Origin of the sequence: Streptomyces mobaraensis NBRC 13819 = DSM 40847, from assembly GCF_017916255.1 — a bacterium.
GTDB classification, from domain to species: domain Bacteria; phylum Actinomycetota; class Actinomycetes; order Streptomycetales; family Streptomycetaceae; genus Streptomyces; species Streptomyces mobaraensis.
Genome location: NZ_CP072827.1, coordinates 610,742 through 633,605, shown reverse-complemented (window position 1 = coordinate 633,605; position 22,864 = coordinate 610,742). Strand labels below are relative to the sequence as shown.

19 protein-coding genes are annotated in these 22,864 nt (G+C 73.3%); 7 read left to right on the top strand and 12 right to left on the bottom strand.

Annotated elements, in window-relative coordinates:
• Positions 1 to 292: 292 nt before the first annotated feature.
• A complete protein-coding gene (locus J7W19_RS02520; RefSeq protein ID WP_004951495.1) occupies positions 293 to 1,546 on the top strand; it encodes a cytochrome P450 in 1,254 nt (417 codons plus the stop codon).
• Between the two features lie 186 nt (positions 1,547 to 1,732).
• On the opposite strand, the gene J7W19_RS02515 is transcribed toward J7W19_RS02520, so the two are convergent.
• From J7W19_RS02515 to J7W19_RS02505, 3 genes are all read right to left on the bottom strand, one after another.
• Entirely contained in the window at positions 1,733 to 2,533 is an 801-nt protein-coding gene (locus J7W19_RS02515) for an AfsR/SARP family transcriptional regulator (RefSeq protein ID WP_040891805.1), read from the bottom strand.
• A 1,340-nt stretch (positions 2,534 to 3,873) separates the two neighbouring features.
• Positions 3,874 to 5,112 carry a phthiocerol/phthiodiolone dimycocerosyl transferase family protein gene (locus tag J7W19_RS02510; RefSeq protein ID WP_078588204.1) on the bottom strand — a complete coding sequence of 413 codons (1,239 nt, stop codon included), beginning with the start codon at positions 5,110 to 5,112 and terminating at the stop codon, positions 3,874 to 3,876.
• 146 nt (positions 5,113 to 5,258) lie between these two features.
• Positions 5,259 to 5,795, bottom strand: a complete 537-nt coding sequence (locus J7W19_RS02505; protein ID WP_004951504.1) for a MarR family winged helix-turn-helix transcriptional regulator — start codon at positions 5,793 to 5,795, stop codon at positions 5,259 to 5,261.
• Between the two features lie 170 nt (positions 5,796 to 5,965).
• Here J7W19_RS02505 and J7W19_RS02500 point away from each other — a divergent pair, with 170 nt between their 5' ends.
• Positions 5,966 to 7,612 (top strand): MFS transporter, encoded by a 1,647-nt coding sequence (locus J7W19_RS02500; RefSeq protein ID WP_078588205.1) that lies wholly within the window; start codon positions 5,966 to 5,968, stop codon positions 7,610 to 7,612.
• Between the two features lie 252 nt (positions 7,613 to 7,864).
• Here J7W19_RS02500 and J7W19_RS02495 read toward each other — a convergent pair whose 3' ends face one another.
• The 4 genes from J7W19_RS02495 to J7W19_RS02480 all read right to left on the bottom strand — a co-directional run bounded on the left by J7W19_RS02495 (position 7,865) and on the right by J7W19_RS02480 (position 11,482).
• Positions 7,865 to 8,905: a carbohydrate kinase family protein gene (locus J7W19_RS02495; RefSeq protein WP_004951511.1), complete on the bottom strand. Its 1,041-nt coding sequence runs from the start codon at positions 8,903 to 8,905 to the stop codon at positions 7,865 to 7,867.
• A gap of 227 nt (positions 8,906 to 9,132) precedes the next feature.
• Positions 9,133 to 10,476, bottom strand: a complete 1,344-nt coding sequence (locus J7W19_RS02490; protein ID WP_004951513.1) for an MAB_1171c family putative transporter — start codon at positions 10,474 to 10,476, stop codon at positions 9,133 to 9,135.
• Positions 10,473 to 10,997 (bottom strand): hypothetical protein, encoded by a 525-nt coding sequence (locus J7W19_RS02485; RefSeq protein ID WP_004951515.1) that lies wholly within the window; start codon positions 10,995 to 10,997, stop codon positions 10,473 to 10,475. The genes J7W19_RS02490 and J7W19_RS02485 overlap by 4 nt, the downstream gene beginning before the upstream one ends.
• Entirely contained in the window at positions 10,994 to 11,482 is a 489-nt protein-coding gene (locus tag J7W19_RS02480; RefSeq protein WP_004951520.1) for a hypothetical protein, read from the bottom strand. Before J7W19_RS02480 ends, J7W19_RS02485 begins: the two co-directional genes overlap by 4 nt.
• Positions 11,483 to 11,698: 216 nt before the next feature.
• Between J7W19_RS02480 and J7W19_RS02475 the strand changes: the two genes are divergently transcribed.
• A complete protein-coding gene (locus J7W19_RS02475) occupies positions 11,699 to 12,415 on the top strand; it encodes an RICIN domain-containing protein (RefSeq protein WP_004951522.1) in 717 nt (238 codons plus the stop codon).
• A gap of 306 nt (positions 12,416 to 12,721) precedes the next feature.
• Entirely contained in the window at positions 12,722 to 13,123 is a 402-nt protein-coding gene (locus J7W19_RS02470; RefSeq protein WP_004951526.1) for a hypothetical protein, read from the top strand.
• A gap of 49 nt (positions 13,124 to 13,172) precedes the next feature.
• Here the strand turns inward: J7W19_RS02470 and J7W19_RS02465 are convergent, their stop codons facing one another.
• Complete coding sequence (locus J7W19_RS02465) at positions 13,173 to 13,592, bottom strand: DUF7144 family membrane protein (protein ID WP_004951528.1); 420 nt, start codon at positions 13,590 to 13,592, stop codon at positions 13,173 to 13,175.
• Positions 13,593 to 13,870: 278 nt separating this feature from the next.
• Here J7W19_RS02465 and J7W19_RS02460 point away from each other — a divergent pair, with 278 nt between their 5' ends.
• Positions 13,871 to 14,842 (top strand): NAD-dependent epimerase/dehydratase family protein, encoded by a 972-nt coding sequence (locus tag J7W19_RS02460; RefSeq protein ID WP_004951530.1) that lies wholly within the window; start codon positions 13,871 to 13,873, stop codon positions 14,840 to 14,842.
• A gap of 98 nt (positions 14,843 to 14,940) precedes the next feature.
• Here the strand turns inward: J7W19_RS02460 and J7W19_RS02455 are convergent, their stop codons facing one another.
• Positions 14,941 to 15,372: a cysteine/serine endopeptidase inhibitor gene (locus tag J7W19_RS02455; protein WP_004951535.1), complete on the bottom strand. Its 432-nt coding sequence runs from the start codon at positions 15,370 to 15,372 to the stop codon at positions 14,941 to 14,943.
• 420 nt (positions 15,373 to 15,792) lie between these two features.
• The gene (locus tag J7W19_RS02450; protein ID WP_004951539.1) at positions 15,793 to 18,255 is read right to left on the bottom strand and encodes a SpoIIE family protein phosphatase; all 2,463 of its coding nucleotides are present in this window, start codon (positions 18,253 to 18,255) and stop codon (positions 15,793 to 15,795) included.
• Between the two features lie 393 nt (positions 18,256 to 18,648).
• Between J7W19_RS02450 and J7W19_RS02445 the strand changes: the two genes are divergently transcribed.
• Together J7W19_RS02445 and J7W19_RS02440 are read left to right on the top strand one after the other, a co-directional pair.
• Complete coding sequence (locus tag J7W19_RS02445) at positions 18,649 to 19,464, top strand: mycofactocin-coupled SDR family oxidoreductase (protein ID WP_004951541.1); 816 nt, start codon at positions 18,649 to 18,651, stop codon at positions 19,462 to 19,464.
• Positions 19,465 to 19,518: 54 nt separating this feature from the next.
• Positions 19,519 to 20,379, top strand: a complete 861-nt coding sequence (locus J7W19_RS02440) for a MaoC/PaaZ C-terminal domain-containing protein (RefSeq protein ID WP_004951545.1) — start codon at positions 19,519 to 19,521, stop codon at positions 20,377 to 20,379.
• Here the strand turns inward: J7W19_RS02440 and J7W19_RS02435 are convergent.
• The gene (locus J7W19_RS02435; RefSeq protein WP_004951548.1) at positions 20,372 to 21,367 is read right to left on the bottom strand and encodes a GDP-L-fucose synthase family protein; all 996 of its coding nucleotides are present in this window, start codon (positions 21,365 to 21,367) and stop codon (positions 20,372 to 20,374) included. The two genes, J7W19_RS02440 and J7W19_RS02435, sit on opposite strands and share 8 nt — an antisense overlap.
• Positions 21,364 to 22,818: an acyltransferase domain-containing protein gene (locus tag J7W19_RS02430; protein ID WP_210455253.1), complete on the bottom strand. Its 1,455-nt coding sequence runs from the start codon at positions 22,816 to 22,818 to the stop codon at positions 21,364 to 21,366. Before J7W19_RS02430 ends, J7W19_RS02435 begins: the two co-directional genes overlap by 4 nt.
• Positions 22,819 to 22,864: the final 46 nt, after the last annotated feature.

The following is a 22,864-nucleotide window of genomic DNA, read 5'->3' as shown; positions in this document are numbered from 1 at the left end:
GCGGGCCCCTCGTCCCGCATGGCCGGACAGCCGTACGGCGCGCGCATCGGGCAGGCGGGGCACCACCGGGTTGCAGAATCGTCGACGGCGCTAAAGCCCTCCTAATACTCCGCTGCGCGCTCCGCCCGCCCGGTCGCGCGCTCCGCCGCGTGCCGAGGGGTCTTAGCCGCACTTAAGAGGGGGCTGTCAGGGTGCGCCCACCCATTGTCACGATCCGATCAGCGGTGTCGTCGCGACGCTCGGTGGAGCCGGACGGCCTGATCGTTGGTCGGACAACGCGAATCGAGGCATCGTGTCCCTCACGGAAAGCCAGCCTGCCGCAGCCACCCTGCCCGACCTCGTGGACCCGGCCTTCTGGGCGCGGCCGCGCGAGGAGCGCGTGGCCCTCTTCGAGGAACTGCGCCGGCTGCCGCACCCGGCGTTCATCCGGCAGAGCATGCCGGGCGTGCCGTGGGTGTCCGGCTACCACGCGCTGGTGAAGTACGCCGACATCGCGGAGGCGAGCCGCCGCCCGCAGGACTTCTCCTCCAAGGGCGCGACCACCATCGTCGGCCTGCCGCCCGAACTGGACGAGTACTACGGCTCGATGATCAATATGGACAACCCGGAGCACTCCCGCCTCCGGCGCATCGTCTCGCGCTCCTTCGGCCGCAACACCGTCCCTGAGTTCGAGGCGGTGGCGACCCGTACCGCCCGGCGCATCATCCGCGAGCTCGTCGCCCGCGGCCCGGGCGACTTCATCCGGCCCGTCGCCGCGGAGATGCCGATCGCCGTGCTCGCCGACATGATGGGGATCCCCGAGGAGGACCACGAGTTCCTCTTCGAGCGGTCCAATACGATCGTCGGCCCGCTGGACCCCGACTACGTCCCCAATCCGGCGGACGCCGAGCGCGTGGTGGTCGAGGCGTCGCGCGAACTCGGGGACTACATCGCGCGGCTGCGCGACGAACGCCTCGCCCACCCCCGCAACGACCTGATCACCAAGCTGGTGCAGGTGCAGTCGGACGGCGAGCAGCTGACCCGCCAGGAACTCGTGTCCTTCTTCATCCTGCTCGTCATCGCGGGCATGGAGACCACCCGCAACGCGATCTCCCACGCCCTCGTCCTGCTGACCGAGCACCCCGAGCAGAAGCAGCTGCTGCTGGCGGACTTCGAGGCGCACGCGAAGAGCGCCGTCGAGGAGATCCTGCGCGTCTCCACGCCCATCAACTGGATGCGCCGGATCGCCGCCCGCGACTGCGAGCTGAACGGCCACAGGTTCCGCAGGGGCGACCGGCTCTTCCTGTTCTACTGGTCGGGGAACCGCGACGAGAGCGTCTTCCCCGACCCGTACCGCTTCGACATCACCCGCGGGGCGAACCCCCACGTCACGTTCGGCGCGGTGGGCCCGCACGTCTGCCTGGGCGCGCACCTCGCCCGGCTGGAGATCACCGTCCTGTACCGGGAACTGCTCGCGGCGCTGCCCGGGATCCATGCGGTGGGCCGGCCCCGGCGGCTGAAGTCCAGTTTCGTGGAGGGGCTGAAGGGGTTGGACTGCGCCTTCTGAACCGGAGGCGCGGGCCCGGCAGGGGCGCCGGGCCCATGGGGCCCGCCGGAGCCGTCGGACGGCGGGCCGGGTCCGGCGGAGCTCGTCCGGCCGGGTCCGCCGGGGTCCGTCGGACGACGCGCCGGGCCCGGTCCGTCGTCCGTACGCCGGGGGCGCTGCGTCCGGTGCGGTGTACGGGCTCCGGGGTCAGCGGCCCGACAGGGCCAGGGGCGGCGGCGCGAGCAGCTCCGTGTCCCCGGCGAGTATCGCCTGCTGCAGGTTCTGCAGCGGACGCCCGGGCTCCAGGCCCAGTTCGTCCTTCAGGGTCCTGCGCACCGACTGGTACACCTTCAGCGCGTCCGCCTGCCGCTCCGAGCGGTAGAGCGCCAGCATGAGCTGGCGGTAGAAGACCTCGCGCATCGGGTTCTCGGCGGTGAGCGCGTAGAGCATGCCGACGGCCTCCCGGTGGCGGCCGAGCTGGAGCCGGCATTCGGCCAGCATCTCCTGGCACTCCAGCCGGGTCTCCGTCAGCCAGGTCGCGAAACCGTCGATGATCGGACCGGCCACGGCCGGCCCCTTGCCGCCGTGGCCGAGGGCCGGTCCGCGCCACAGGGCGAGCGCCTGCTCGAAGCGGCAGGCGGCTTCGTCGTGCCGCCCCTCCCGGAGCAACGCCCGTCCCTCGTCCACGAGTTGCGGGAAGATCTGGGCGTCGATCTCGTCGTCGCCCTTGTGCAGCACATAGCCGGGCGCACGGGTCTCGACGGGATTGCCGGCCACTCCCGGCCGCTTGAGGAACTTGCGGAGTTGGGAAATGTACACATGGAGCCCCGCCGTGGCGCGCCGGGGCAGGTCCTCGCCCCAGATCTCCGCCATCAGCTGCTCCGGAGACACCACTTGGTCGGCGCGGACGAGGAGGACGGAGAGGACGACCTCCACCTTGTGCGCGTTGATGGTCATGCTCTTGCTGCCGTCCGTGACCCGGAGCGGCCCCAGCATCTCGTACCTCACTGAGCGTTCCCCCTAAGTATTGCCCTTGGCCGTGCGACGTCCGCGGGAGCCCTGCGGACGACCGGGACGGCGTTCACGAACCACGCGTCTGACGTATCGGAAAGGCAGAGGCGGACAAAAGGCTTGCCCTTCGCGCCTCGTCAGCGCTCGGGCGACGGAATCGACCCGTCCTGTCCGTTCGGTGCGTTTCGCGCCGAGGCGCGCGCAAACTGGATACGGCGAATGTTCACGACATTACCGGACGAGTCGAAAGTCCCCTTTCGGGCCGCTTCTCCGCTGGGCGGAAGTGTCGAACCGGAAGAGGTTCCTGTGGATCATTGGTGTACGCACCGATGATGCAAGGCCGAACTTGCCAGGGCAACGAGGCAAGGGCGACGCCCGGACGGAATAAGACATTCCCATTGTTCGAATGTCGATCGTGTCGGCGACTTGGTGGCGCAAGGGCCGGGAAAGCGCAGAAGATCCGGTTCGGAGTGGTGTCGCGCGGTCGCGGCCACCGGTCCGCGAAGCCGTGCCGGATACCGCTTGACCTGCTGTTTACCCGGGGTCGAGGGGGCCTTCGAGGGGTGCCTAGGGCACCGTCGGCACCTGGTGCCGAGCCGGGTGCGGCCCCGGCGCCGACGGTGGCCGGCCGGCCACGCCGAATCAGACCGACGCGCCCGTTTGTGGCGGTGGTGACCTGTGTAATTCGCGCCAATGTGAGAGTCGTTGGCCGGGGATCGCCCGTTCGTCCGCTGGGAGCAGGAGCGGAACGAATGATGTCGGCGATGATGGCTGGAAACAGTGGGTCGATCGCGGCTCGGATGTGGTTGCGGAGCCGGTGTGAACCCGCGCCGAAGGTGTGCCATCAGGGCACGTCAGGGGTGGTCTCGGAGGGACGGGCGCGGTACGCGGGAGTGCGGGCGGGTCCCCGCCCGGCCGTCGGAGCGCGTCGGCCTCCCGCAGTCAAGCGGAGGCTGCTTGGATCCCGCCGGGGCCGGCGCTCGGCCGGTGTGCACGCCGACGCCGCAGGCCACGGCGGTGGACCCGCGTCGTACCGCCGGGGCGTGCGACGGCCCGCCGCCCCGCGGGCACGGGGTCGGCAGGGCATGCCGACGTGTCACTGTGACCGAGATCGCGCCAAACCTCGCTTGGCGGAGGAAAACGCACACGGACGTCCGTCGGCGGCGATCCTCGGCGAGGAACGCTCTGCGACGTGGGGCGGGGGACTACGGCCGACGACGGCGTGAATGGTCGGCCTCAGGTAGATTCACGATGCACCTGAACGAGAGCAGGCGTGAATGCCAATTCGCCGTGTGCGGTGAGGGAAGCCTTAGGAAGGTGTCGGCTCCGAAATTTAACTAATCCCTGACGGCCTCTCGGGCCAGGATTGCGTCGAAGGCCCCGGAAGCGGCCGCCATGAACCCGTGCATCGTTTCGTCGGCGTACCAGCGGCGGGGGTACGGGAGGTCGATGGCGAGTCGGTCGTCGAAGCGGGTGACGGTCGCCAGCGGGACCGGTGTGTCCACCAGCGGGAGGATTCTCCAGCCCGACACGGCCAGTCCCTCCGGGAGTCTCGGCAGCGGGATCTTGTGGAGATTGGTGACGACCAGGGTGGGCAGGCGCGGGACCGTTTCCTCGGTGAGCCGGGGGATCGTGGCGACATCGAGGTCGGGTACGCGCGCGTCGAGGTCGGCCCGCAGTTTCTCCGCCACCAGCCGCCCCAGCTCCACCGGGTCGGGCGACTCGGGGACCTCCAGCGTGGCCGTGCTGGACGACGCGGAGGACTGGATGCTCTCCGGATCGATGGGCGGGGAGATGCGCGAACGCAGGTCGACCGCCGAGACGCAGGCCAGGGTGACCGGCCGCGACGACGCCGGCGCGAGGAAGGCCCGCGCTGCCGTCAGCAGGACCCCGCAGACGAGGCTGTGCACACTGAGTCCGGCGGCGTGGGCGCGGTCGGCGAACCGCCGCGTGCGCTCCGCGTCGAGTTCGAGCCGCACCAGACCGAAGGACCCGGGCTCGCGGCCGCGCACCGGCAGCACGGAGGGGACGGCCGCGCGCTCGGCGGCCCGCGAGGCCAGGAACCCCGCCAACTCCTCCTCGCCGAACGCCTCCTGGACCCGGGTGTCGAGCGACGGCGAGGCCAGCCCGCCCGCGATGACGTGGGTCGGGACGCTCCTGCCGAGCGACAGGTCGGTGTAGACGGACCACAGCCTCTTGTACAGCGCGATGTAGGCCGACCCGTCCACCAGGGCCCGCGGCAGACTCAGCGCCACCGTGGTACGCGGACCGCCCTCGGACACCGCCACCCGCAGCAGCGGCCCGGCCGACCAGTCCTGGACCACCTGCAACTCGTCCCGGAGATCGGTGAACGTCTCCACGCTCACCCGCCGCGTGCCCGGATCACCGTCCCGGACGACGCAGGAATCCCCGTCGGGGACGAATCTGCCGAGCAGCACGGGATGGAACTCCGTCAGAATCCGGACCGCCTCGGCGAGCAGCGCCCGATCGACGACCCCGTCGATCTCGCAGGGCACGAGCACACGTCCGCCGCTGCGGAAGATCGCCATCTCATGCGCACCCAGACGACGCTCCATGCCATCCCCCCGCTCGGAACCCGGCAACCACTCCACTATCCCTTGTCAGCGGATCACTGACAAGAACACAGGAATGACAAACGGTCCCATTAGCCACACCAGTTGATACAGCACCGATCACCATCCACCGACGGGGACCCCTCGCCCTAGGGCGCCGCGTCGGGCCCCGGCCGGATCCCGGGAGTGGTTCCGGGCTCCACGTCGTGGTACTCGTGCGCCAGCAACGAGTCCATCGCGTCGCCCAGACGCGTCACGAACTCCCGGAACTCGTCCAACTGGGCGTCGGTGTACAGGGACATGACCTCTTCCATCCCGGCGGTGTACGGACCGAAGAACCGCATGGCGCGCGGCCGGACGTCGGGGCTGCTGCGCAAGGTGACGACCCTGCGGTCGGAGGTCTCCCGCCTGCGCTCCACGCAGCCCGCCTTCTCCAGCCGGTTCAGCAGGGCCGTGGTGGCTCCTGAGGAGAGGGAGATCCGCTCGCTCAGGCGCGCGGGGGACAGGGGCGTCCCCTTGTCCTCGGCGTACAGGATCTCGGCGAGCGCCATGGCGTCCGTGGAGTGGAGGCCCAGCCAGCCGGCGAACCGCCGGGTGAACTCCGTGTAGTTGGCTCCGAAGGTGCGCAGTCCTTCGAGGAGGCGGTGGGGGTCGGCTCCGCCGTCGGCCGCCGCAGGCTCTGCCATGGTTCGTCTTCACGTCCTCTCGGTCCTCTTTGCTTCATCGTAAAGATTTTCCGCCGTGGAGTCAGCAGAGGGAGTCACTTCCTTTGCGGCTGCCGAAGTGACCGCGGCGAGGCGGCACTTGCCGGCGGTAGGGCAGTTGACAGTGGGCACGTCCGCAAAATAACTTCACGATGGAGATACTTCAGAGTGGAGGTACCGTGAACGGCATCGTGCAGCCCCCTCCCACCCCACGCCAATGGCTCGGCCTGCTGGCCGTGTCGTCGGGCGTGGCCCTGATCGTGGTGGACGTCACGATCGTGAACGTGATCATGGCTCCGGTCATCGACGACCTGGGCATCGGTGCCGTCGAGGCCCAATGGGTCCAGGAGTCCTACGCGATCTCCTTCGCCGCGCTCCTCCTGCTGGCCGGACGCCTCTCCGACGCGTTCGGCGCGCGCAAGGTCTTCCTCCTGGGCCTGGCCGTCTTCGGAGTGACGAGCCTGTCGGCCGCGGTGGCGCCGGACGGCGGCGTCCTGATCCTGGCCCGCTTCCTCCAGGGGTTCGGTGCCGCCGCCATCCTGCCCACCTCCCTCGCCCTGGTGAACGCGTCGTTCACCGGTCGGGCGCGGGGACGCGCCTTCGCGGTCTGGGGCTCCACCATCGGTGCGGCCGCCGCGGTCGGACCGTTGCTCGGCGGTCGGCTGGCCGACCTGTCCTGGCGCTGGGCCTTCGGCATCAACATCCCTCTGGTGGCCTTGATCGCCGCCGGTACGCTCCTCCACCTCGACGCGTCGCCGCGTGTCCGGGCCCGGATCGACGGGGTGGGTGGCGCCCTGTCGGTGATCGGCCTCGGACTGCTCTCCTTCGCCCTGATCGAGGGACGCGCCTACGGCTGGTTCGAGACCGTCCGGGCGCTCGATCTGGGGGTGTTCACCTGGAGCGTCGGCCCGTCGCCGGTCGCCGTGGCCTTCGCCGTGGCGGCCGTCTCGCTCGGCCTGTTCTGGCGCCGCCAGAAAGCCCTGGGCGCGACGGGAGGCGAGCCGCTGGTGGACGTGCGGCTGTTCGCCGTCGACTCCTTCCGCAACGGCAACGTCGTCACGGTGCTGGTGGGCGTCGGCGAGTTCGGCATCATCGCGGTACTGCCGTTGTGGCTCCAATTCGCGCTCGGATACAGCGCGTTCGAGACGGGCCTCGCCCTCGTCGCCCTCGCGGGAGGCAGCTTCGTCGCCAGTGGTGTCAGCTTCCCCATGGCCGCGTCGGTCCCGGCACTCCGGCAGGTCCGCGTCGGGCTGGTGCTGGAATCCGCCGGCCTGGTACTGCTGGGACTGATCGCCGGAACGGACAGCGCCTGGTGGCAGATCGGCCTCTCCCTCTTCGTCTACGGCGTCGGCGTCGGCTTCGCCACGGCGCAGGTCACCAACATCGTCCTCGCCGACGTGCCGGTACAGAGCGCGGGGCAGGGCTCCGGTGTCCAGAGCGCGGCCCGGGAACTGGGCTCGGCCCTGGGCATCGCCCTGCTCACCACCCTCTTCTTCAGCACGCTCGCCTCCGACCTCAAGGAGCGGCTGGGCGACGCCGGATTCCCCGGCGGAAAGGCCGAGCAGGTGAGCGGCGTGGTAACCGAGAGTGCCGGTTCCGTGATCCCGTCACTCTCCGACGATCCCGGCACCGCCGGCGCGGCCGGGCCCGCGCGGGAGGCAATGGCGCACGGTCTGGAACTGGCGAGCTACGTCTGCGCCGCGTTGCTCGTCCTGGCGCTCGCGGCCACCCTGCGCGTCAGGACGACGAGTTCGGCGGCGGTGGTGCAGGAGGACGAGCAGGAGGCACGGTCGGCGTGACGTCTGCCTTCCGGTGCGGCGGAGGGCCTCGGCCGGTCGGGAACCGGGGCGCCGCGCCGGACGAGCGGACCGACCGGCTGCGGGCCGAGGACGTGGAGGACGTCCGGGCATCGGTGGGGGCCGGCACGGTGCTCGGGCCGGGAGCAACGTGTTCGAGGCCGGCTCCGCGGTCGTGAGGGCACGAGCGATCCAGTGCTTCGGGCTCGCGGCGGGGCGGGTGGTCCATGGCACCGCGGGCGGAGCGTGGGTTGGTCAGGGTGTGGTCGGGGGTGCCAGTTCGGTGGCGTACGGGGGTTGGGCGCCGGCGCGGGAGCAGGTCGCGGCGGCGGCGCGGGCGGCGAAGGTGAGGGTGTCCCGCCACTGTTCGGCGGTGAGCGACGGGGACGGGGTGAGCGCGGTGTGGCCGTCGAGGCGGTGGAGCAGGGCGGCGTTGACCGTGTCGCCGGCGCCGATGGTGTCGACGACGGCCACCTTCGCACTGGGGACGGAGAGTTCGAGGCCGTCCCGGGTGAGGACGGTCAGGCCCGCGCCGCCGCGGGTCAGCACGACGGCGTACGGGCCGGCCGCGAGCCACTGCCGGACGGCCGCCGCCGGGTCGGCGGGGCCCGCGAGCCAGGCCGCGTCCTCCTCCGAGAGCTTGAGCAGGGTGACGTACGGCAGCCAGGAGCGGAAGCGGGTCCGGTAGGCGTCCGCGTCGGGGATCAGGCCCGGCCGGATGTTGGGGTCGAGGGCGGTGAACAGGCCGTCGCCCGACGCGCGGCGCAGCAGCTCCTCGAACGCCGAGGCCCCCGGCTCCAGGACGAGGGAACAGGTACCGAACGACACCGCGCGGGCCGCCGTTGGCAGCGCCTCCGGGGTACGGAAGAGGCGGTCGGCCGTGCCCTCCACGTGGAAGGAGTAGCCCGCGGAGCCGTCGGCGCCGATGTGCGCGACCGCCAGGGTGGTGGGCTCCGGCCCCCGCTGGACGAGCGAGGTGTCCACCCCGTCCGCCGCCAGGCCGTCGAGCAGCGCCTCGCCGAAGTGGTCGGTGGACAGCCGCGAGCAGAACGCGGCCGGGGAACCGAGGCGGGCCAGGGCGATGGCGGTGTTGTACGGTCCGCCGCCGCGCTTGGGCCGCAGGGCGGGCAGCTCGGCGGCGGACCCGGTCCCGTTCCCGGTGCGCCTCCGCCCGTCCGGACGCGGCCCGTCGCAGCGCGCCGCCGCGTCCGAGCGCCTGCTGCCGGTGCCCGAGGCGTCGCCGCCGGGCTCCGCGGGGACGAGGTCGATCAGGGCTTCCCCGGCGACGATGATCATGAGGAGAGGGACCTTTCGGTACGGCGGTGGGGTGCAGGGTAACCGGCGTCGCCGGTGGTGTACGGGCGGGGGTGGTCGGTGGCCGCTCTGTGCGGGTGTCTGTGCGGGGGCGCGACCGGCCGTCGGCCGAACCGGGTGTGTACCGGGGTGCTGTCGGCTCGTCGGGGCGACGGGCGCCCGGGCTCCCCTCACCTCACGTTGGGTCCGCCCGGTGCGGGCGCGGTGGTTCAGCTCAGCCGGGCGAAGGCGCGCGAGACGGCGGCGAGTTGGGCGGCGGCGGGGTCCGTGCCGGTCGCGGGGCGGAGGGGGAGGAGGGGGAGGTGGACGGGGAAGGCGCTGAGCGGCGAGCCCGGCGAATCCGGCAGGGGGGTGCGGTGGCGGAGGGCGTGGGCGATGCGGGTTGCCGCTGTGTGCGGGTCGTCGGCCGGGGCGGCGCCGGGGCGTGGGCCCGAGTCGGTGGGCGACGCTGTGCCGGTGTACGACGCCGAGTTGGTGCTCGCGCCCGCTTCGGTACGTGCACCCGCGTCGGTGCCGGCGCCCGCGGTCGCGCGCCCGTCTGCTGCCGTGCTCTCACCCGCAGCCGTCCCATCGTCCGCAGCCGTCCCATCGTCCGCAGCCGGACCCCCACCCGCAGCCGGACCCCCACCCGCCATCGCCATGAAATGAGGCCGGAGCAGCAGCAGGCCGTCGTGGATTTCGATGACGCGGCGGTACAGGGCGAAGCGGAGGCGTTGGGGGGACAGGGGCGCCGGGAGGGCGAGCGGGGGGTGGCGGGTGGGTAGGGCCGTCGTCGGGAAGGCTTGGTGGAGGGCGGACCACAGCGGTGTCAGGGCCCGGAACGTGCACAGGCACCACCACCAGTGGCGCAGCGCCGGCCAGGCCGCCGCGCTCCCGCCGGCCGCGACCAGGACCGCGCAGAGCAGGCCCAGGGCCGTGGAGACCGTGTCGTCGCCATCCGTCTGCCGGCCGGTGAGCAGGGCCAGTCGGACGTCGTCGAGCCCCCACGCCGTCCAGATCAGGCCCGCGGCGAAGGCGGCGGCGAGCAGGCGCAGGCCGGTGCGGAGCGGGCCGGGTCCGGTGCGGCGGGCGCGGGCGCGGACCGTGCGGCCCGCCGCCGCCAGCCACCACGCCGGGTACAGCACCAGGACCGTGTCGTACGCGGCGAGGAACGGGCGGTGGCCGCCGTCGACGGTGAGCCGGCCGGTGGCGTGCCGGAGATCGGCCGCGAAGAAGAGTGCGGGCAGCAGGACCGGCGGGGCCGCCAAAGCCACCGCCAGTGCCGTGGCACCCCCGCGCCGCGCGGGCCGTTCGGTGAGCAGGCCCAGGCAGGCGACGGCCAGCATCCGCAGGACGTCCCCCAGCAGCATGGGCAACCCGGGTACGTCCACCGCCCGTTCGACGGCCAGCGCGCTCGTCGGCGCGAGCACCAGCAGTGCCGTGCCCAGGCAGAACGCGAACCGGTGCGCCTGCCGCAGGGCGGGTGCCGCCCGGTCGCCGCGCAGCGCGGCCCGGCGGCACAGCCCGAAGATGATCAGAGCGAGACCGGCGAGGCACGCGAGGACGTCCGTCACGGGCGGCCGCGGCCGGTACGGGACGGGGGCCCGAAGAGGGGGTCCGGCGGGCCGGCGGCCGACTCGGTCCAGACGGCGCGCTGCAGGATCAGGGAGGCGAGCAACTCGGCCTCCTCCTCCTGCGGTTCGCTGTACGCGGTGCGGCCCAGGACCCGTCCGACGAGCGCGGACGGCAGGTGGGGCAGCAGGGTGCCGGACGGCGACCCGTGGTGCTCGCACAGCAGGTGGGCGAGTTCGTGGACGAGGATGTGCTCGCGGTGCAGGGGCGGGGTGTCGGCCACGTAGACGATGTAGTCCGCCTGGTCGGCGCTGATCAGGAGCCCGCAGGGCAGTCCGGACCGCCAGTCGGCCGGCATCAGGTCGATGGGTCTGCCGCGCCGCCGGGCGATCCGTTCGGCCAGCTCGGCCGCGTCGAACGGAACGGGCAGCTCCAGGCCGTCGGCCAGCGCCCGGCACCGGCGCAGCCGCCGGCCGGCCGCCCGCCGCGCCCGCAGGGCGGCTCGGCCCGGGAGCGGCGTCATGACGACGGCCGGCGCCGCTCGGCCTCGCGGCGCGCGATGGACTCGATGAGGTCCCGTACCGTGCCCAGACCGTCCGGGGACAGGTTGACCGCACGCAGCGCGACGTCGCGCACCCCGGCGTCCCGCATGGCGGACAGCAGCGCGACCTCCTCGGCGACCGGCGTTCCGGGCGCGTCGTCGAAGAAGTAGGCGACCGGCACCCGGAAGAACGCGGCCAGCGCCTCCAGATGGCGCTTGGTCGGGTTGTCGCGGCGGCCGGTGCGCAACTGCCAGAGGTAGGTGGCCGAGAACGACTCGCCCGTCGACTCCCGGCAGGCCCTGGCGACTTCCTCGTTGCTGTAGGGCGTACGGTCCGGGCGCCGGACGGTCGTGAAGAGGAGCTCTATCCGCTCGGACAGCGACCGCCCCGCCCCACCCGGCGGCGAACCCGCGCCCTCCGGTGGCCGGCCGGCGCGCTCCGTCGACCGGTCCGAGGTCTCCGACACGTCCCCCACCTCCGTTCGCCCGCATCGTAACCGACCGCCGTCGCGTGGTCCCCGCCCGTGCGGCGACCAGTACGGCATCAAGTACGGCATCAGCTGAGATGAATGGAACCTGCTTTTTCTCCACACCAGTTGACAGGCGGTACGCCGCATCGGCAGGCTGGCCGCGCGATCCGAGAGCCCTGCCGATCCATCTCCGCGAACGGAAGGAGCACCACTGTGAGACGCACCGCCGCCGCTCTGCTCACGGCCCTGTTGACGCTGGTCGCCGCCATCGGTCTGACGGCCACGAGCGCCCAGGCCGACAGCCCCGGCAACTGCACCACCCGCCACGACGGCCCGGCCGCCTTCGGGGAATGTACGGACGTCCCGTCGGGCACCATGTGGCGCATCGAAGTCGCCTGCTTCTACCTCGAGGGCGACCAGCCGATCACCTACTGGGTCGCCGGCAGCGTCATCACCGGCAACGGCGTGTCGACCGCGATGTGTTCGCGCCCCCGGTCGTACGCCACCAAGACGATCCGCCCGGTGGTGGTCGGCGTGACCGGGCAGCAGGGCCGGCTCGTCGGGTACGGCGGGAAGTGCGTGGACATCCGGCACGGCAGCACTACCATCGCCACCCCGGTGCAGATCTACGACTGCAACGGCACGGGCGCGCAGTGGTGGACGCTGGGCAGCGACCGCACGGTCCGCGCGCTGGGCAAGTGCCTGAACGTGGTCTGGGGGCGCAGCGAGAACGGCACCGGAGTGGAGATCTACGACTGCATCCCCTCCAGCCAGGGCGAGCAGTGGATCCCGCAGGCGGACGGCTCGCTGAAGAACGTCCTCACCGGCAAGTGCCTCGACCTCCTCGGCTTCGACACCACGAACGCCCGGCAGTTGGGGATCTGGGACTGCAACGGACTGGCCAACCAGAAGTGGGTCCTGACGCCCTGACGCTCCGGCAGGTCAGGAGCGTTCGATCGGACGGGTTCGGGGTGCCGCGCCGGGCAAGGGGGGCGGCGCGGCACCCCGGGCCCGTTCCGTCATGTCTCCGCGCCCGTCGGGATGCGGAGGCGCGGCGTGAACCCCGACGAGGGCCGCCGCGAGCAGAGCACGGATCAGGAAGAAGACCGGCCGCCCACCCCGCCGCCCGCCCGCCCGGTTTCGCCGCAGGGATCCGTGGCACCCGCGTACGGCGGCACCCACGCACGGTGGCGACCGTGTACGACGCGGTGACGAACGGGAGGAACGGAGGACGTGATGACGGTGAAGGCGGGGGCGAACGGAGCACCGCTGGACGGGCCGTGGCCCGAGGCGGCGGGGCGGCTCTGGCGGGACGTGACCGGGCTGGTGCGCGCGGAGGCCGGCGGCCCCGGCGGCCCGCTGACCACGGCGGTCGGCCGGGCGCGCCTCGCCGGGACCGCGCTGGCGCTGAGCGGCGCCCTGGGCGCGCTCTCTCTCGTCTCCGCCCACCAGGCCCTGCTGCGGGCCACCGAGCGGATCATGCCGCCGTCCCGGGCGGCCTGGGCCCTCGCGGCCGGTTACGCCGGGGCCGCCGCCGGCCTCACCCGTCTGCGGCGCTCCGCCTCCCGCGCCGCGCGGCGCTCCTCCGCGGAGGCCGTGGAGCGGGTGCTGGCGGAGCTGGCCGCGTCCGGGGTGTGACCGGCCGCGGCCGGCCGCCGGGACGCCCGAGCTCCTCGCGAGGACGCGTTCAGTCGTGGCGGACGACGCAGAGCGCCCAGATGACGAACGCGCACGTCGCCATGACGACGACCGACCACAGCGGGAAGTACGGCAGCGACAGGAAATTGGCGATCAGGATGAGTGACGCGATCACGATGCCCAGCACCCGCGCCCAGGCGGAGACCTTGAACAGGCCGACGCCCACCATGATGGCCGCGATGCCGAGGAAGAGGTGCACCCATCCCCAGCCCGCCACGTTGAACTTGTAGACGTAGTTCGGGGCGTTGACGAACACGGTGTCGTGGACGATCGCCGATATGCCCCTGAGTACGTTCAGGAAGCCGTCGATCAACAGCATCACAGCGGCGAAGACCGTCAGTCCGGCGGCGGCCGCCAGGGACTTCTCGCTGTGGTGCTGAGTGGTGTGCGGCTGTGAGGAGTGCGACATGGTCTCTCTCCTAGTCCGGATCGGCCTTCCGAAGCCGGCGAGTCCGAGAGCCCGGGAAAAGAACGCCGCCGCGCTGCCGGGAACGAACGCGCGCCCGGCGGGCGGATGCGGCCCTCCCCGGGGAGTCGTCCTCCACCCCGCGCCCTTGCCACACGAGGTGGGGCGACCGACGGAGACCGCTCAATCCATCCTCACCACGCCGCGCCGTTGATCGCACCTCGGCCCCGGAAATCCCCTCCACCTGCGACGACACCGGCCGCTCGCGCTAGGGTGCGCCGGTGAGTCTCTACATCGTCGTCGGATACGGACCCGCCGGAGCGGCCACCGCCCGGCTGCTGGCCGGACAGGGCCATACGGTACGCGTCGTCACCAGGTCGGGCCGCGCCCCCGGGCCCGGTACCGAGCACCCCGGCACCGAGCACCCGGGCATCGAACACGTCGCCCTGGACGCGACGGACGCGGCACGGCTGGCCGGGGCCGCGCGGGGCGCCACCGCGATCCTCGGCTGCGCCGCGCCGCCCTACCACCGCTGGACGAAGGAGTGGCCGCCGCTGGCGGCGGCGCTCACCGAGGCGGCGGAGGCGTCCGGCGCCGTCCTGGTCATGCTGGGCAATCTGTACGGCTACGGCCCGGTGGACGGGCCCCTGACCGAGGACCTGCCGCTCGCCGCGACCGGTCCCAAGGGGCGGGTGCGCGCCGCCGCGTGGGAGCGGGCGCGGACCCTGCACGAGCAGGGGCGCATCAGGGCGGTCGAGATCAGGGCCTCGGACTTCTTCGGGCCCGGCGTGACCGACGGCGGTCATCTGGCCGGGCGCTTCATGCCCCCGCTGCTGCGCGGCAAGGCGGTGACCGCGCTCGGCGACCCGGACGCCCCGCACAGCTGGAGCTACCTGCCCGACGTGGCCGCGGCCCTGGCCGAGGCCGCGGGGGAGGAACGGGCCTGGGGCCGCGCCTGGCACGTTCCGACGGAACCGCCGTTCTCCGTCCGGGAGATGGCGGACCGCCTCGCCGCCGCGGCCGGGACGGCACCCGTCGCCGTCCGCCCGACGCCGCCGGCCGTGCTGGGCGTGGCGTCGCTGTTCTCCCCGCTGCTGCGCGAGCTGAAGGAGATCCGCTACCAGTTCGACCGCCCCTTCGTCGTCGACTCCGACGCCTACCGGTCCGCCTTCACGGTCCGTTCCACGCCCGTCGACGAGCAGGTGGAGGCGACGGTCGCGTGGTGGAAGGAGCGCCTGGCCGCCGGCGGGTGATCCAGGTGGCCTTCGGCAGCGGGGGAATTCCTTTCGCGACCCGCGGCGACGGGCCCCTTTCCCACGTGGGAAAGGGGCTCGTCACATCCCGGACGACGTCAGCGGACGAACTTCCAGGTGATTCCGTTGACCACACCCCGGTCCAGCGGCGCGAGCTTGGCGAAAGCCGCCTGGCTGAGGTCTATGTGCGTCCGGTCGCAGGACGGACACTTGTCCCGGACCGGGACCCGTATGGTCCTGCCGTTGTAGGAGACCTCCACCGAGACGCCTCTGCACAGCGGGTCGTTGTTCGGGTTCGGGGTGGTCCACCAGGCGGCGGGTATCGCGACCAGGTCCTGCGACGAGGCGTCGATCGGCGTTCCGCAGGCGCCGTAGCCCTTGTCGGTGTAGTAGGTCATCTTGCCGGTCATCTTCTGGCCGATCGGAATGTCGGCCGAGGCCGGTCCCGCGGCGAGGGTGATACCCGTCGCGGCGGCGACCAGAGCGCAGGCGGCGAAACGAACTCGGCGCACTCGCCTGAATTCACGCATGGTGATGTCTCCTCCTGAGGCAGGGGAATACGACACGCGGAGCCGGAGTCGGAGTCGGAAATGCGTGCGTCGACTGGGCGTCCGGCTTCGGGACCCATGGATTTCACGGCCCCCGGTGTCCCCGCAACCCCCATCGGTCTCAGTTGTCCGGAACTGAGTGGTCCATGAACTCAGTTGGGCCGGAACACCGTCGGTCCGTCCGAAAACACACCGGAACACCCGGGGGCGGCCAAACACCCGGGTAGGGTGAAACGTCCGGGCACGCCGGGCGCTTGGGAGTCACGGACGCCGGACGGTGCCGGATGGCGACGGACGGGCAGACATGCCGTGTTCAAGCGGACGGGATGGGCGGCCCGGTGGGCGGCACACGCGGCCCGGCGGGCGCCTGACGGGCGGGAGGGGCCCGGTGAAGCCCCCGGATTACGCCCGCTCCTCCCGAGGCGCGGGCTCCGGAGGCAGGTGAACGGACAGCAGGCACACGTCGTCGCGCTGCTCGTCGGGGAGCAGCCGGGCGAGCAGCGCGTCGAGGGAGCCATTGCCGCCGCGCGGCGACACGCTCCGTACGGCCTCGGTGAGTCGGTCCAGGCCGGCGTCGAGGTGCTCGCCCGGGCGCTCGATCAGCCCGTCGGTGTACATCAGCAGATGGTCGCCGGGCTCGATCCGGCAGGTGGCCTCGCCGTAGGAGGGCCGCAGGGTCGCGCCGAGGAGCACGCCCTCGGGCGGGGTCAGGTACTCCGCCTTGCCCTGCCGCATGAGCAGGGGCGGCGGGTGGCCGGCCTGGGCCCAGGTCAGGCAGCGCTCGGTGGGGTCGTAGCGGCCGAGGACCATGGTGGCCGTGGCGTGCCCGTCCGGGGTGTGCAGCAGCAGGGTGTTGAGCCGGTGCAGGGCGCCGGTCAGCGAGGAGCCGGTGAACACCATCCCCTTGGCGGTGAAGCGCAGTTGCGCCATGGTGGCCACCGCGTCGATACCGTGCCCGGCGACGTCCCCGACGGCGAACAGGACGCAGCCGTCGGGCATCTCCACGGCGCTGTACCAGTCGCCGCCCACGCTCAGGTCGTCGTGCGACGGCAGGTAGACGACGTCGACGCGGAGGTCCGCGAGGTTCAGCGACTGGGTGGGCAGCGGCAGCAGCGCGTGCTGGAGCCGCGCCGCCACCAGGCGTTCCGTCTGCAGCACGTTGCGCTGGGCGAGCACCGCCTGCTGGGACTCCAGCAGGGCCAGTTCGGCGCGCCGCCGGGCGGTGAGGTCCATGATGACGCCGTGCATCTCGACGGGTGTGCCGTCGGCGTCCGGCACGGTCTCGGCGACGACCCGCAGGTGCTTGACGCCGGAGGCGCTGGCGAACCGGACCAGGTGGTCCATGGGTGTGCCGTCGGCCAGCAGGGCCTGGACGGCCCGGGCGAAGTCGGGCAGGTCCTCGGGCAGCAGGTGGCGCGGCAGTTCGTCGAGGCGCATCGGCCCCAGCGAGCGGTCGCGGTCCAGGATCTCGTAGACCTGCGGCGACCAGGTGACGTCGTCGGTGGCCAGGTTCCAGTCCGTCCAGCCGAGGTTGCCCAGCCGCTGGAGGTCGGCGAGCAGCTCGCGCTGCCGGGTCTCGGTGTCGTGGCCGGTCCAGCAGACGACGAGGGAGCCGCCCAGGCGCGCCACCCGCAGCGAGTAGACGGACTGCCGGCGGACGCCCGCGACGACCTCCTCGTAGGCGAACGGCTCGCTCTGGTACGGCTGCCCGGTCTCCAGCGTGTGGAGGTAGCCGTGCCAGGCGGAGGATCCGGCCATGGTGGGGTAGCACTCCAGGACGCGCAGGCCGACGAGCTGGCGCCCGCGCCGCCCGGCGACGTCGGCGGACTGCGGCGCGGCGGCGTCGATCCGGAAGTCCTCGATTTCGCCGGTCGCCGACCGCAGGGGCGTGAGCAGGGCCGCCGGTCCCATGAGCGCGTCGAAGATCGCCTGGACGGTTTCGGTGCGGGACGGGCCGGCCCGGCCGGCCGGTGCGTCGCACATGCGCAGGCTCCCCGCGCAGAGCCGGGCGACCGCCCACAGCAGCTCCCGCAGGGCGGGGTCGAAGGGGGCGTCGACGGTGCGCAGGATGCCCAGGGCCGCGGTGACGCTGCCACCGGTGACCACGGGGAGCCAGGCCCGCGTCGGCCACCGGTGGGCCGGCTCGCCGATCAGGTGGTAGCGCAGCGCGTCCCGCTCGGGGTCCTCCAGCCAGACGGCCTCGCCCCGGTGGACGACGTCCTGGGCGGCGATGCCGCTGACGGGCGGTACGGACCGCCACTGGGCGGCGACGGCGGCCCCGGTGCCGGCGTGGCCGCCGAGCTCCAGCACGCCGTCCGGGGTGTTGAGGAAGATCATGACGGCGTCGGCGCCCACCGGCGGCCCGGCCAGGTGGTCGAGCAGCGTCCCGGCGAGCTCCCGCACCCCCGAGACCTGGGCCAGGGCCTCGCCGACGGCGCCCAGGACCTCCGCGTGCGTCCGGTGCCCGGCGGCGCGCGGCGGGGCGTGCCGGGTGTAGTGCGCGGGATCGAACACCGAGCCGCCCTCCTCCCGCCCGTCCGGCTCACGGGGTCCGTGCGGTTCGGAGGGCTTCCGGGCGGCGGGGACGGCGCCGCCCCGCGGCATCTCGCCCAGGACGATCCAGCACTCCTCTATCAACGTCCGGCCGGCGGTGCGGGCGCGCCGCGTCAGCTGCTCGTAGGCCGCCGTCGCGGAGCACTCGGAGCGTGCCATCAGCACACCCTTCGCGCGTTCCAGCACCGCCGTCGTGGACGCCAGGTGCTCCAGCCGCTCGTTCTCCGCCCGGAGCTTGGCCACCACCTTCGCCAGTGCGACGACGTCGGGTTCGACGCCGGACTTCTCGTCCTGGACAGACTCGCTCGTCACGCCCCGAGCATGGCACAGACGGCCGCCGCCCGGCCCGTTTCCGCACATCAGGGCGGGCGCTCGGCCGGACGTTCGGATGGTGCTCCGGTTCTTCTCCCTCCCCTTATGTTCGCAGGAACCTCGGTGCCGCGGAAGGGAGTTCACGAACCGGCGGCCGACGGCCGCGGGGAGCCGGAGAACCGGACCGAGGTCGGCGGAACCGGGTGAACACCGCGGGCCGCTTCGCTACCGTGGAGGGGGCGAACCGCTACAAGGCCCGCATGGCGGCCACTTCGCCCTTCCGGGACACCTCCACACCATTGCCTTCGCTCCGGGCGCCGTCCAAGGAGGCCCGCGAGCCCGTCCGGCGCGCCGGCGACAGGTCCGGGACATGCCGGGAGAGGACACGAAACGGTGAACGGATCCATGCGGGGCAAGGCCGTCCTCGTGACCGGCGCGGCCCGCGGCCAGGGCCGCGCGCACGTCGTGCGGCTGGCCGGCGAGGGCGCCGACGTGATCGCCGTCGACCTGTGCGGCCGGCTGCCCGGCGTCGCCTACGCCTCCCCGGTGCCGGAGGACCTCGACGAGACCGTCGCCCTCGGCGCGGCGCACGGCCGGCGGATCATCCCGCTGGTGGCCGACGTCCGGGACCTCGCCGGGCTCCGGAAGGCCGTGGACGGAGCCGTGGAGACCCTGGGCCGGCTGGACGCCGTGGTGGCCAACGCGGGCATCTGCATCCCCTGCGCCTGGGACCGGGTCACCGAGGAGAACTTCCGGGACACCATGGACGTCAACGTCCGCGGCACCTGGAACACGGTGATGGCGACCGCGCCGCACCTGGTGGCGGCGGGCGGCGGGTCCATCGTGCTGATGAGCTCGTCGGCGGGGCTCAAGGTCCAGCCGTTCATGATCCCTTACACCACCAGCAAGTTCGCCGTGCGCGGGATGGCGAAGGCGTTCGCCGCCGAGCTGGCCCGGTTCGGCGTCCGGGTCAACAGCGTGCACCCGACGGGCGTCGACACTGCCATGGGCGGCCGGGCCATGCTCGCCCGCGTCGCCGAGGCCAGCATGGCCGACCCGCGGCTGCGCGGGATGCTGGTCAACATGCAGCCGGTGCCCGGGATCTCGGCGGAGGACGTGGCCGAGGCCGTGCTGTTCCTGGTGTCGGACGCGTCCCGGCACGTGACCGCGCACGCCCTCGCCGTGGACGCGGGCGTCAGCGAGTTCTGAGTTCGCCGCCCCCCCCGCGCCACCCGCCGCCAGCACAGACGGGCCGGTTCCGCCATGCCCCTCCACCACCACCTCGTCGGACACACCTGGGCCCTCGGGCCGCTGCGGTGGACGTTCGCCGACACCGCCCTCTACGCGCTCGGCGTCGGGGCCGGGGCCGACGATCCGTCCACGGAACGGGAGTTCACGACGGAGAACTCCACGGGCGTCACCCCGTCGGTGCTGCCCACCTTCGCCACCACCCTCGTCCCGCCCGGAGAGCACCCCGCCCTCGGCGACTTCGACGTGACGCGGCTCCTGCACAGCCACCAGTCCGTGACGCTCCACGGCCCGCTGCCCGTCGAGGGAACGGCGGTCACGACGTCCCGGCTCACCGCGCTGCACGACCGGGGACGCGCCGCGCTCGCCGTGATCGACTCCCGGTGCGCGGACGCGGACACCGGCCGGCCGCTCGCCGACCTGCGCACCGGGCTGACCATCCGGCACGCGGGCGGCTTCGGCGGACCGCCGGCGCAGGAGGCGCCGTGGGAGCGCCCGGCGCGCGAGCCGGACCACACCACCCGCTACCGCACCGCCCTCCACCAGGCGCTGCTCTACCGGCTCTGCGGTGACCGGAATCCGCTGCACTCCGACCCGGCCCTCGCCGGACGGCTCGGCCTGGCCGGGCCGCCGCTGCACGGGCTGTGCACCTTCGGGTTCGCCGGGCGGGCGCTGCTGCACGCGCTGTGCGGGGGCGAACCGGCCCGCTTCGGAACCATGTCCGCGGCGTTCACCGCGCCCGTGCTGCCCGGCCGGGACCTCACCGTACGGATCTGGGCGGCGGCCGGCGCGGCCCTGTTCGAGGTCCGCTCGCACGGGCGGGTGGTGCTGGGCCGCGGCCGGTTCGTCCCGCGCCCCGGCGGGGACGTCAGGTAGCGGCCGGGCGCCGCGCGGTGTCCGGGCCGGCGGCGTACCGCTCGGCGTACCAGCGGACCGTGCTCCGCAGCCCGTCCGGCAGCCCGATCGCCGGCCGCCACCCGGTGGCGAACAGCCGGGAGACGTCGAGGAGTTTGCGCGGCGTCCCGTCCGGGCGGCTCGGGTCCCAGCGGATCCGCCCGGTGTAGCCGACCGCCTCGACCACCATCCGGGCCAGTTCCGCGATGGTCACGTCCCGGCCGGTGCCGACGTTGACCGGCGACGGGCCGTCGTAGTGCCGCAGCAGATGCAGACAGGCCGCGGCGAGGTCGTCGACGTGCAGGAACTCCCGGCGCGGTGCGCCCGTGCCCCAGACGGTGACCTCCTCGGCACCGGTCCGCGCCGCCTCGTGGAAGCGCCGGATGAGCGCGGGGAGGACATGGGAGCGGGTGGGGTGGAAGTTGTCCCCGGGGCCGTAGAGGTTCGTCGGCATCAAGGAGATCCAGCGCCGGCCGTACTGCCTGCGGTACGAGCGCACCGCGACCACCCCGGCGATCTTGGCGATGGCGTAGGCGTCGTTGGTTTCCTCCAGCGGCCCGGTCAGCAGGGCGGACTCGGGGATGGGCTGCGGGCTGTGCTTCGGGTAGATACAGGAGGAGCCGAGGAACAGCAGCCTGTCGACGCCGGCGGCGTGCGCGGCGGTGAACAGATTGGTCTGGATCCTGAGGTTGTCGGTGAGGAATTGGACCGGTTCGGCGTCGTTGGCGGCGATGCCGCCGACCCGGGCGGCGGCGTCGATCACCACGTCCGGGCGGAGCGCGGCGAGGAGGGCGGACGCGGCGCGGGCGTCGGTGAGGTCGACGTCGGCGGAGGCGACGCCGACGACCGACGTGAACCCCTCGGCCGCCAGCCGGCGGAGCAGAGCCGAACCCACAAGGCCGGTGGAACCGGCCACCAGCACCGTCGCGGACGGGGGGAGGAGGGGGAGGAGGGGGCGGGGCGGGTTCACGGTTGCCTCTCCTGCGGGGGGACGGGCGGGTGGGGCGTGGGGTGGTGAGGGCGGCGGGGGAGGCGGGGGCGGCCGGGATGGCCGGGGCGGTCGGGTTGATCGAGTCGATCGGGGCGGTCGGGTCGACCGGGAAGGCGGGGGAGTCCGGGGAGGTCCAGGCCGCGGCAGTACAGGGCGCCCAGCAGGCGCAGCAGGGAAACCGGTTCGGGGGTCCCGCGGTGCCCCGAGGCCGCGACGAGCGGGGCCGCGACCCCCTCGGCCCGCAGCGTGTCCCGGATCGGCCGGGCCAGCACGGGGTGCGGGCCGATCTCCACGAACGCCCGGAAGCCTCGGTCCGCCAGCGCGGACACCGCCTCGGTGAACCGCACGGGCCGACGGAGGTTGCGCGCCCAGTAGTCCGCGGAGCCGGGGGCGGACGGGCCTGGGGTGCCGGCGTCCGACTCCGGTGCTGCGCTGGTGGTCGGGTCGGGTCCGGTGCCGACGGCCGACTTCGGTCCGGTGTCGGCGGCCGGCACGGGTGTGGCGCCGGAGTTCGGATCGAGCCCGGAGTCGGTGCCCGGTCCCGGTCCCGGTCCGGAGTCGGTGCCCGGACCCGGACCCGGTCCCGCGTCGGTCGTCGGGGCCCGGGGCGCGTCGACGGTCGACACCCAGGGCACGCGTGGCGCCGCCGGGGACAGTTCGGCCAGTTCGGCGCGGAGTTCGGGCAGGACCCCGTCGACGTACGGGCTGTGCGACGCCGCGTCGATCCGGATCGTCCTGCACCGCACGCCCTCCGTCTCCAGGGCGCCGACCAGGGCGCCCACCGCGTCGGACGCCCCGGTGACCACCGTCTCCCGGGGCGCGCTGTGCGCGGCGACGACCACCGTCCCCGGCGTCCCGGCGCAGCGCCGCTCGACGGTGTGCCGGTCCAGGCCGATCGTGGCCATCGCCCCGCCGCCCGACACCCGGGCGAGCAGCCGGGAGCGGGTGGCGACGACCCGCGCCGCCTCGGGGAGCGTGAGGACGCCCGCGACATGGGCGGCGGCGACCTCGCCGAGGCTGTGCCCCACCACGGCGTCCGGCCGCAGCCCCAGGGACAGCAGCCAGCGGGCGGTCGCCACCTGCAGCGCGAAGATGAGCGGCTGGGCCGTGCCGGGCCCGTCGGCCCCCGCGCCGGGCGGGCTCGCGAGCGGGCCGGTGACGCCGCCGGGCAGCAGCCCGTCGAGTTCGGCCAGCACCTCGGCCGCCACGGGCGACCAGCCCGGCAGGGCGCGGCCCATGCCCGTCCACTGGCCGCCGTGTCCGCCGAAGCACCAGGCGGTCCGGCCGGCCGCGCCGTCGGCCCGGCCCGCCGTCCAGCGCGGGCTCGGCAGGCCGTCGGCGAAACACCTCAGGCCCTCGACGAGCCCCGGCACGTCCGCCGCGGCCACCGCCAGGCGTTCGGGGCCGGGGCACGCGGGAATGGGTGACACTTCATCGGGCCGAGAACCGTTGGCCAACAATTCCGCCGCCCTTTTC

Coding starts and splice junctions, on each gene's coding strand:
- J7W19_RS02485 (WP_004951515.1), bottom strand. CDS start 10,997: ATGACGCCGCTCCCGGGCCGAGCCGCCCTGCGGGCGCGGCGGGCGGCC.
- J7W19_RS02440 (WP_004951545.1), top strand. CDS start 19,519: ATGCCCCTCCACCACCACCTCGTCGGACACACCTGGGCCCTCGGGCCG.
- J7W19_RS02505 (WP_004951504.1), bottom strand. CDS start 5,795: ATGGCAGAGCCTGCGGCGGCCGACGGCGGAGCCGACCCCCACCGCCTC.
- J7W19_RS02500 (WP_078588205.1), top strand. CDS start 5,966: ATGGAGATACTTCAGAGTGGAGGTACCGTGAACGGCATCGTGCAGCCC.
- J7W19_RS02470 (WP_004951526.1), top strand. CDS start 12,722: ATGACGGTGAAGGCGGGGGCGAACGGAGCACCGCTGGACGGGCCGTGG.
- J7W19_RS02495 (WP_004951511.1), bottom strand. CDS start 8,905: ATGATCATCGTCGCCGGGGAAGCCCTGATCGACCTCGTCCCCGCGGAG.
- J7W19_RS02465 (WP_004951528.1), bottom strand. CDS start 13,592: ATGTCGCACTCCTCACAGCCGCACACCACTCAGCACCACAGCGAGAAG.
- J7W19_RS02510 (WP_078588204.1), bottom strand. CDS start 5,112: ATGGAGCGTCGTCTGGGTGCGCATGAGATGGCGATCTTCCGCAGCGGC.
- J7W19_RS02455 (WP_004951535.1), bottom strand. CDS start 15,372: ATGCGTGAATTCAGGCGAGTGCGCCGAGTTCGTTTCGCCGCCTGCGCT.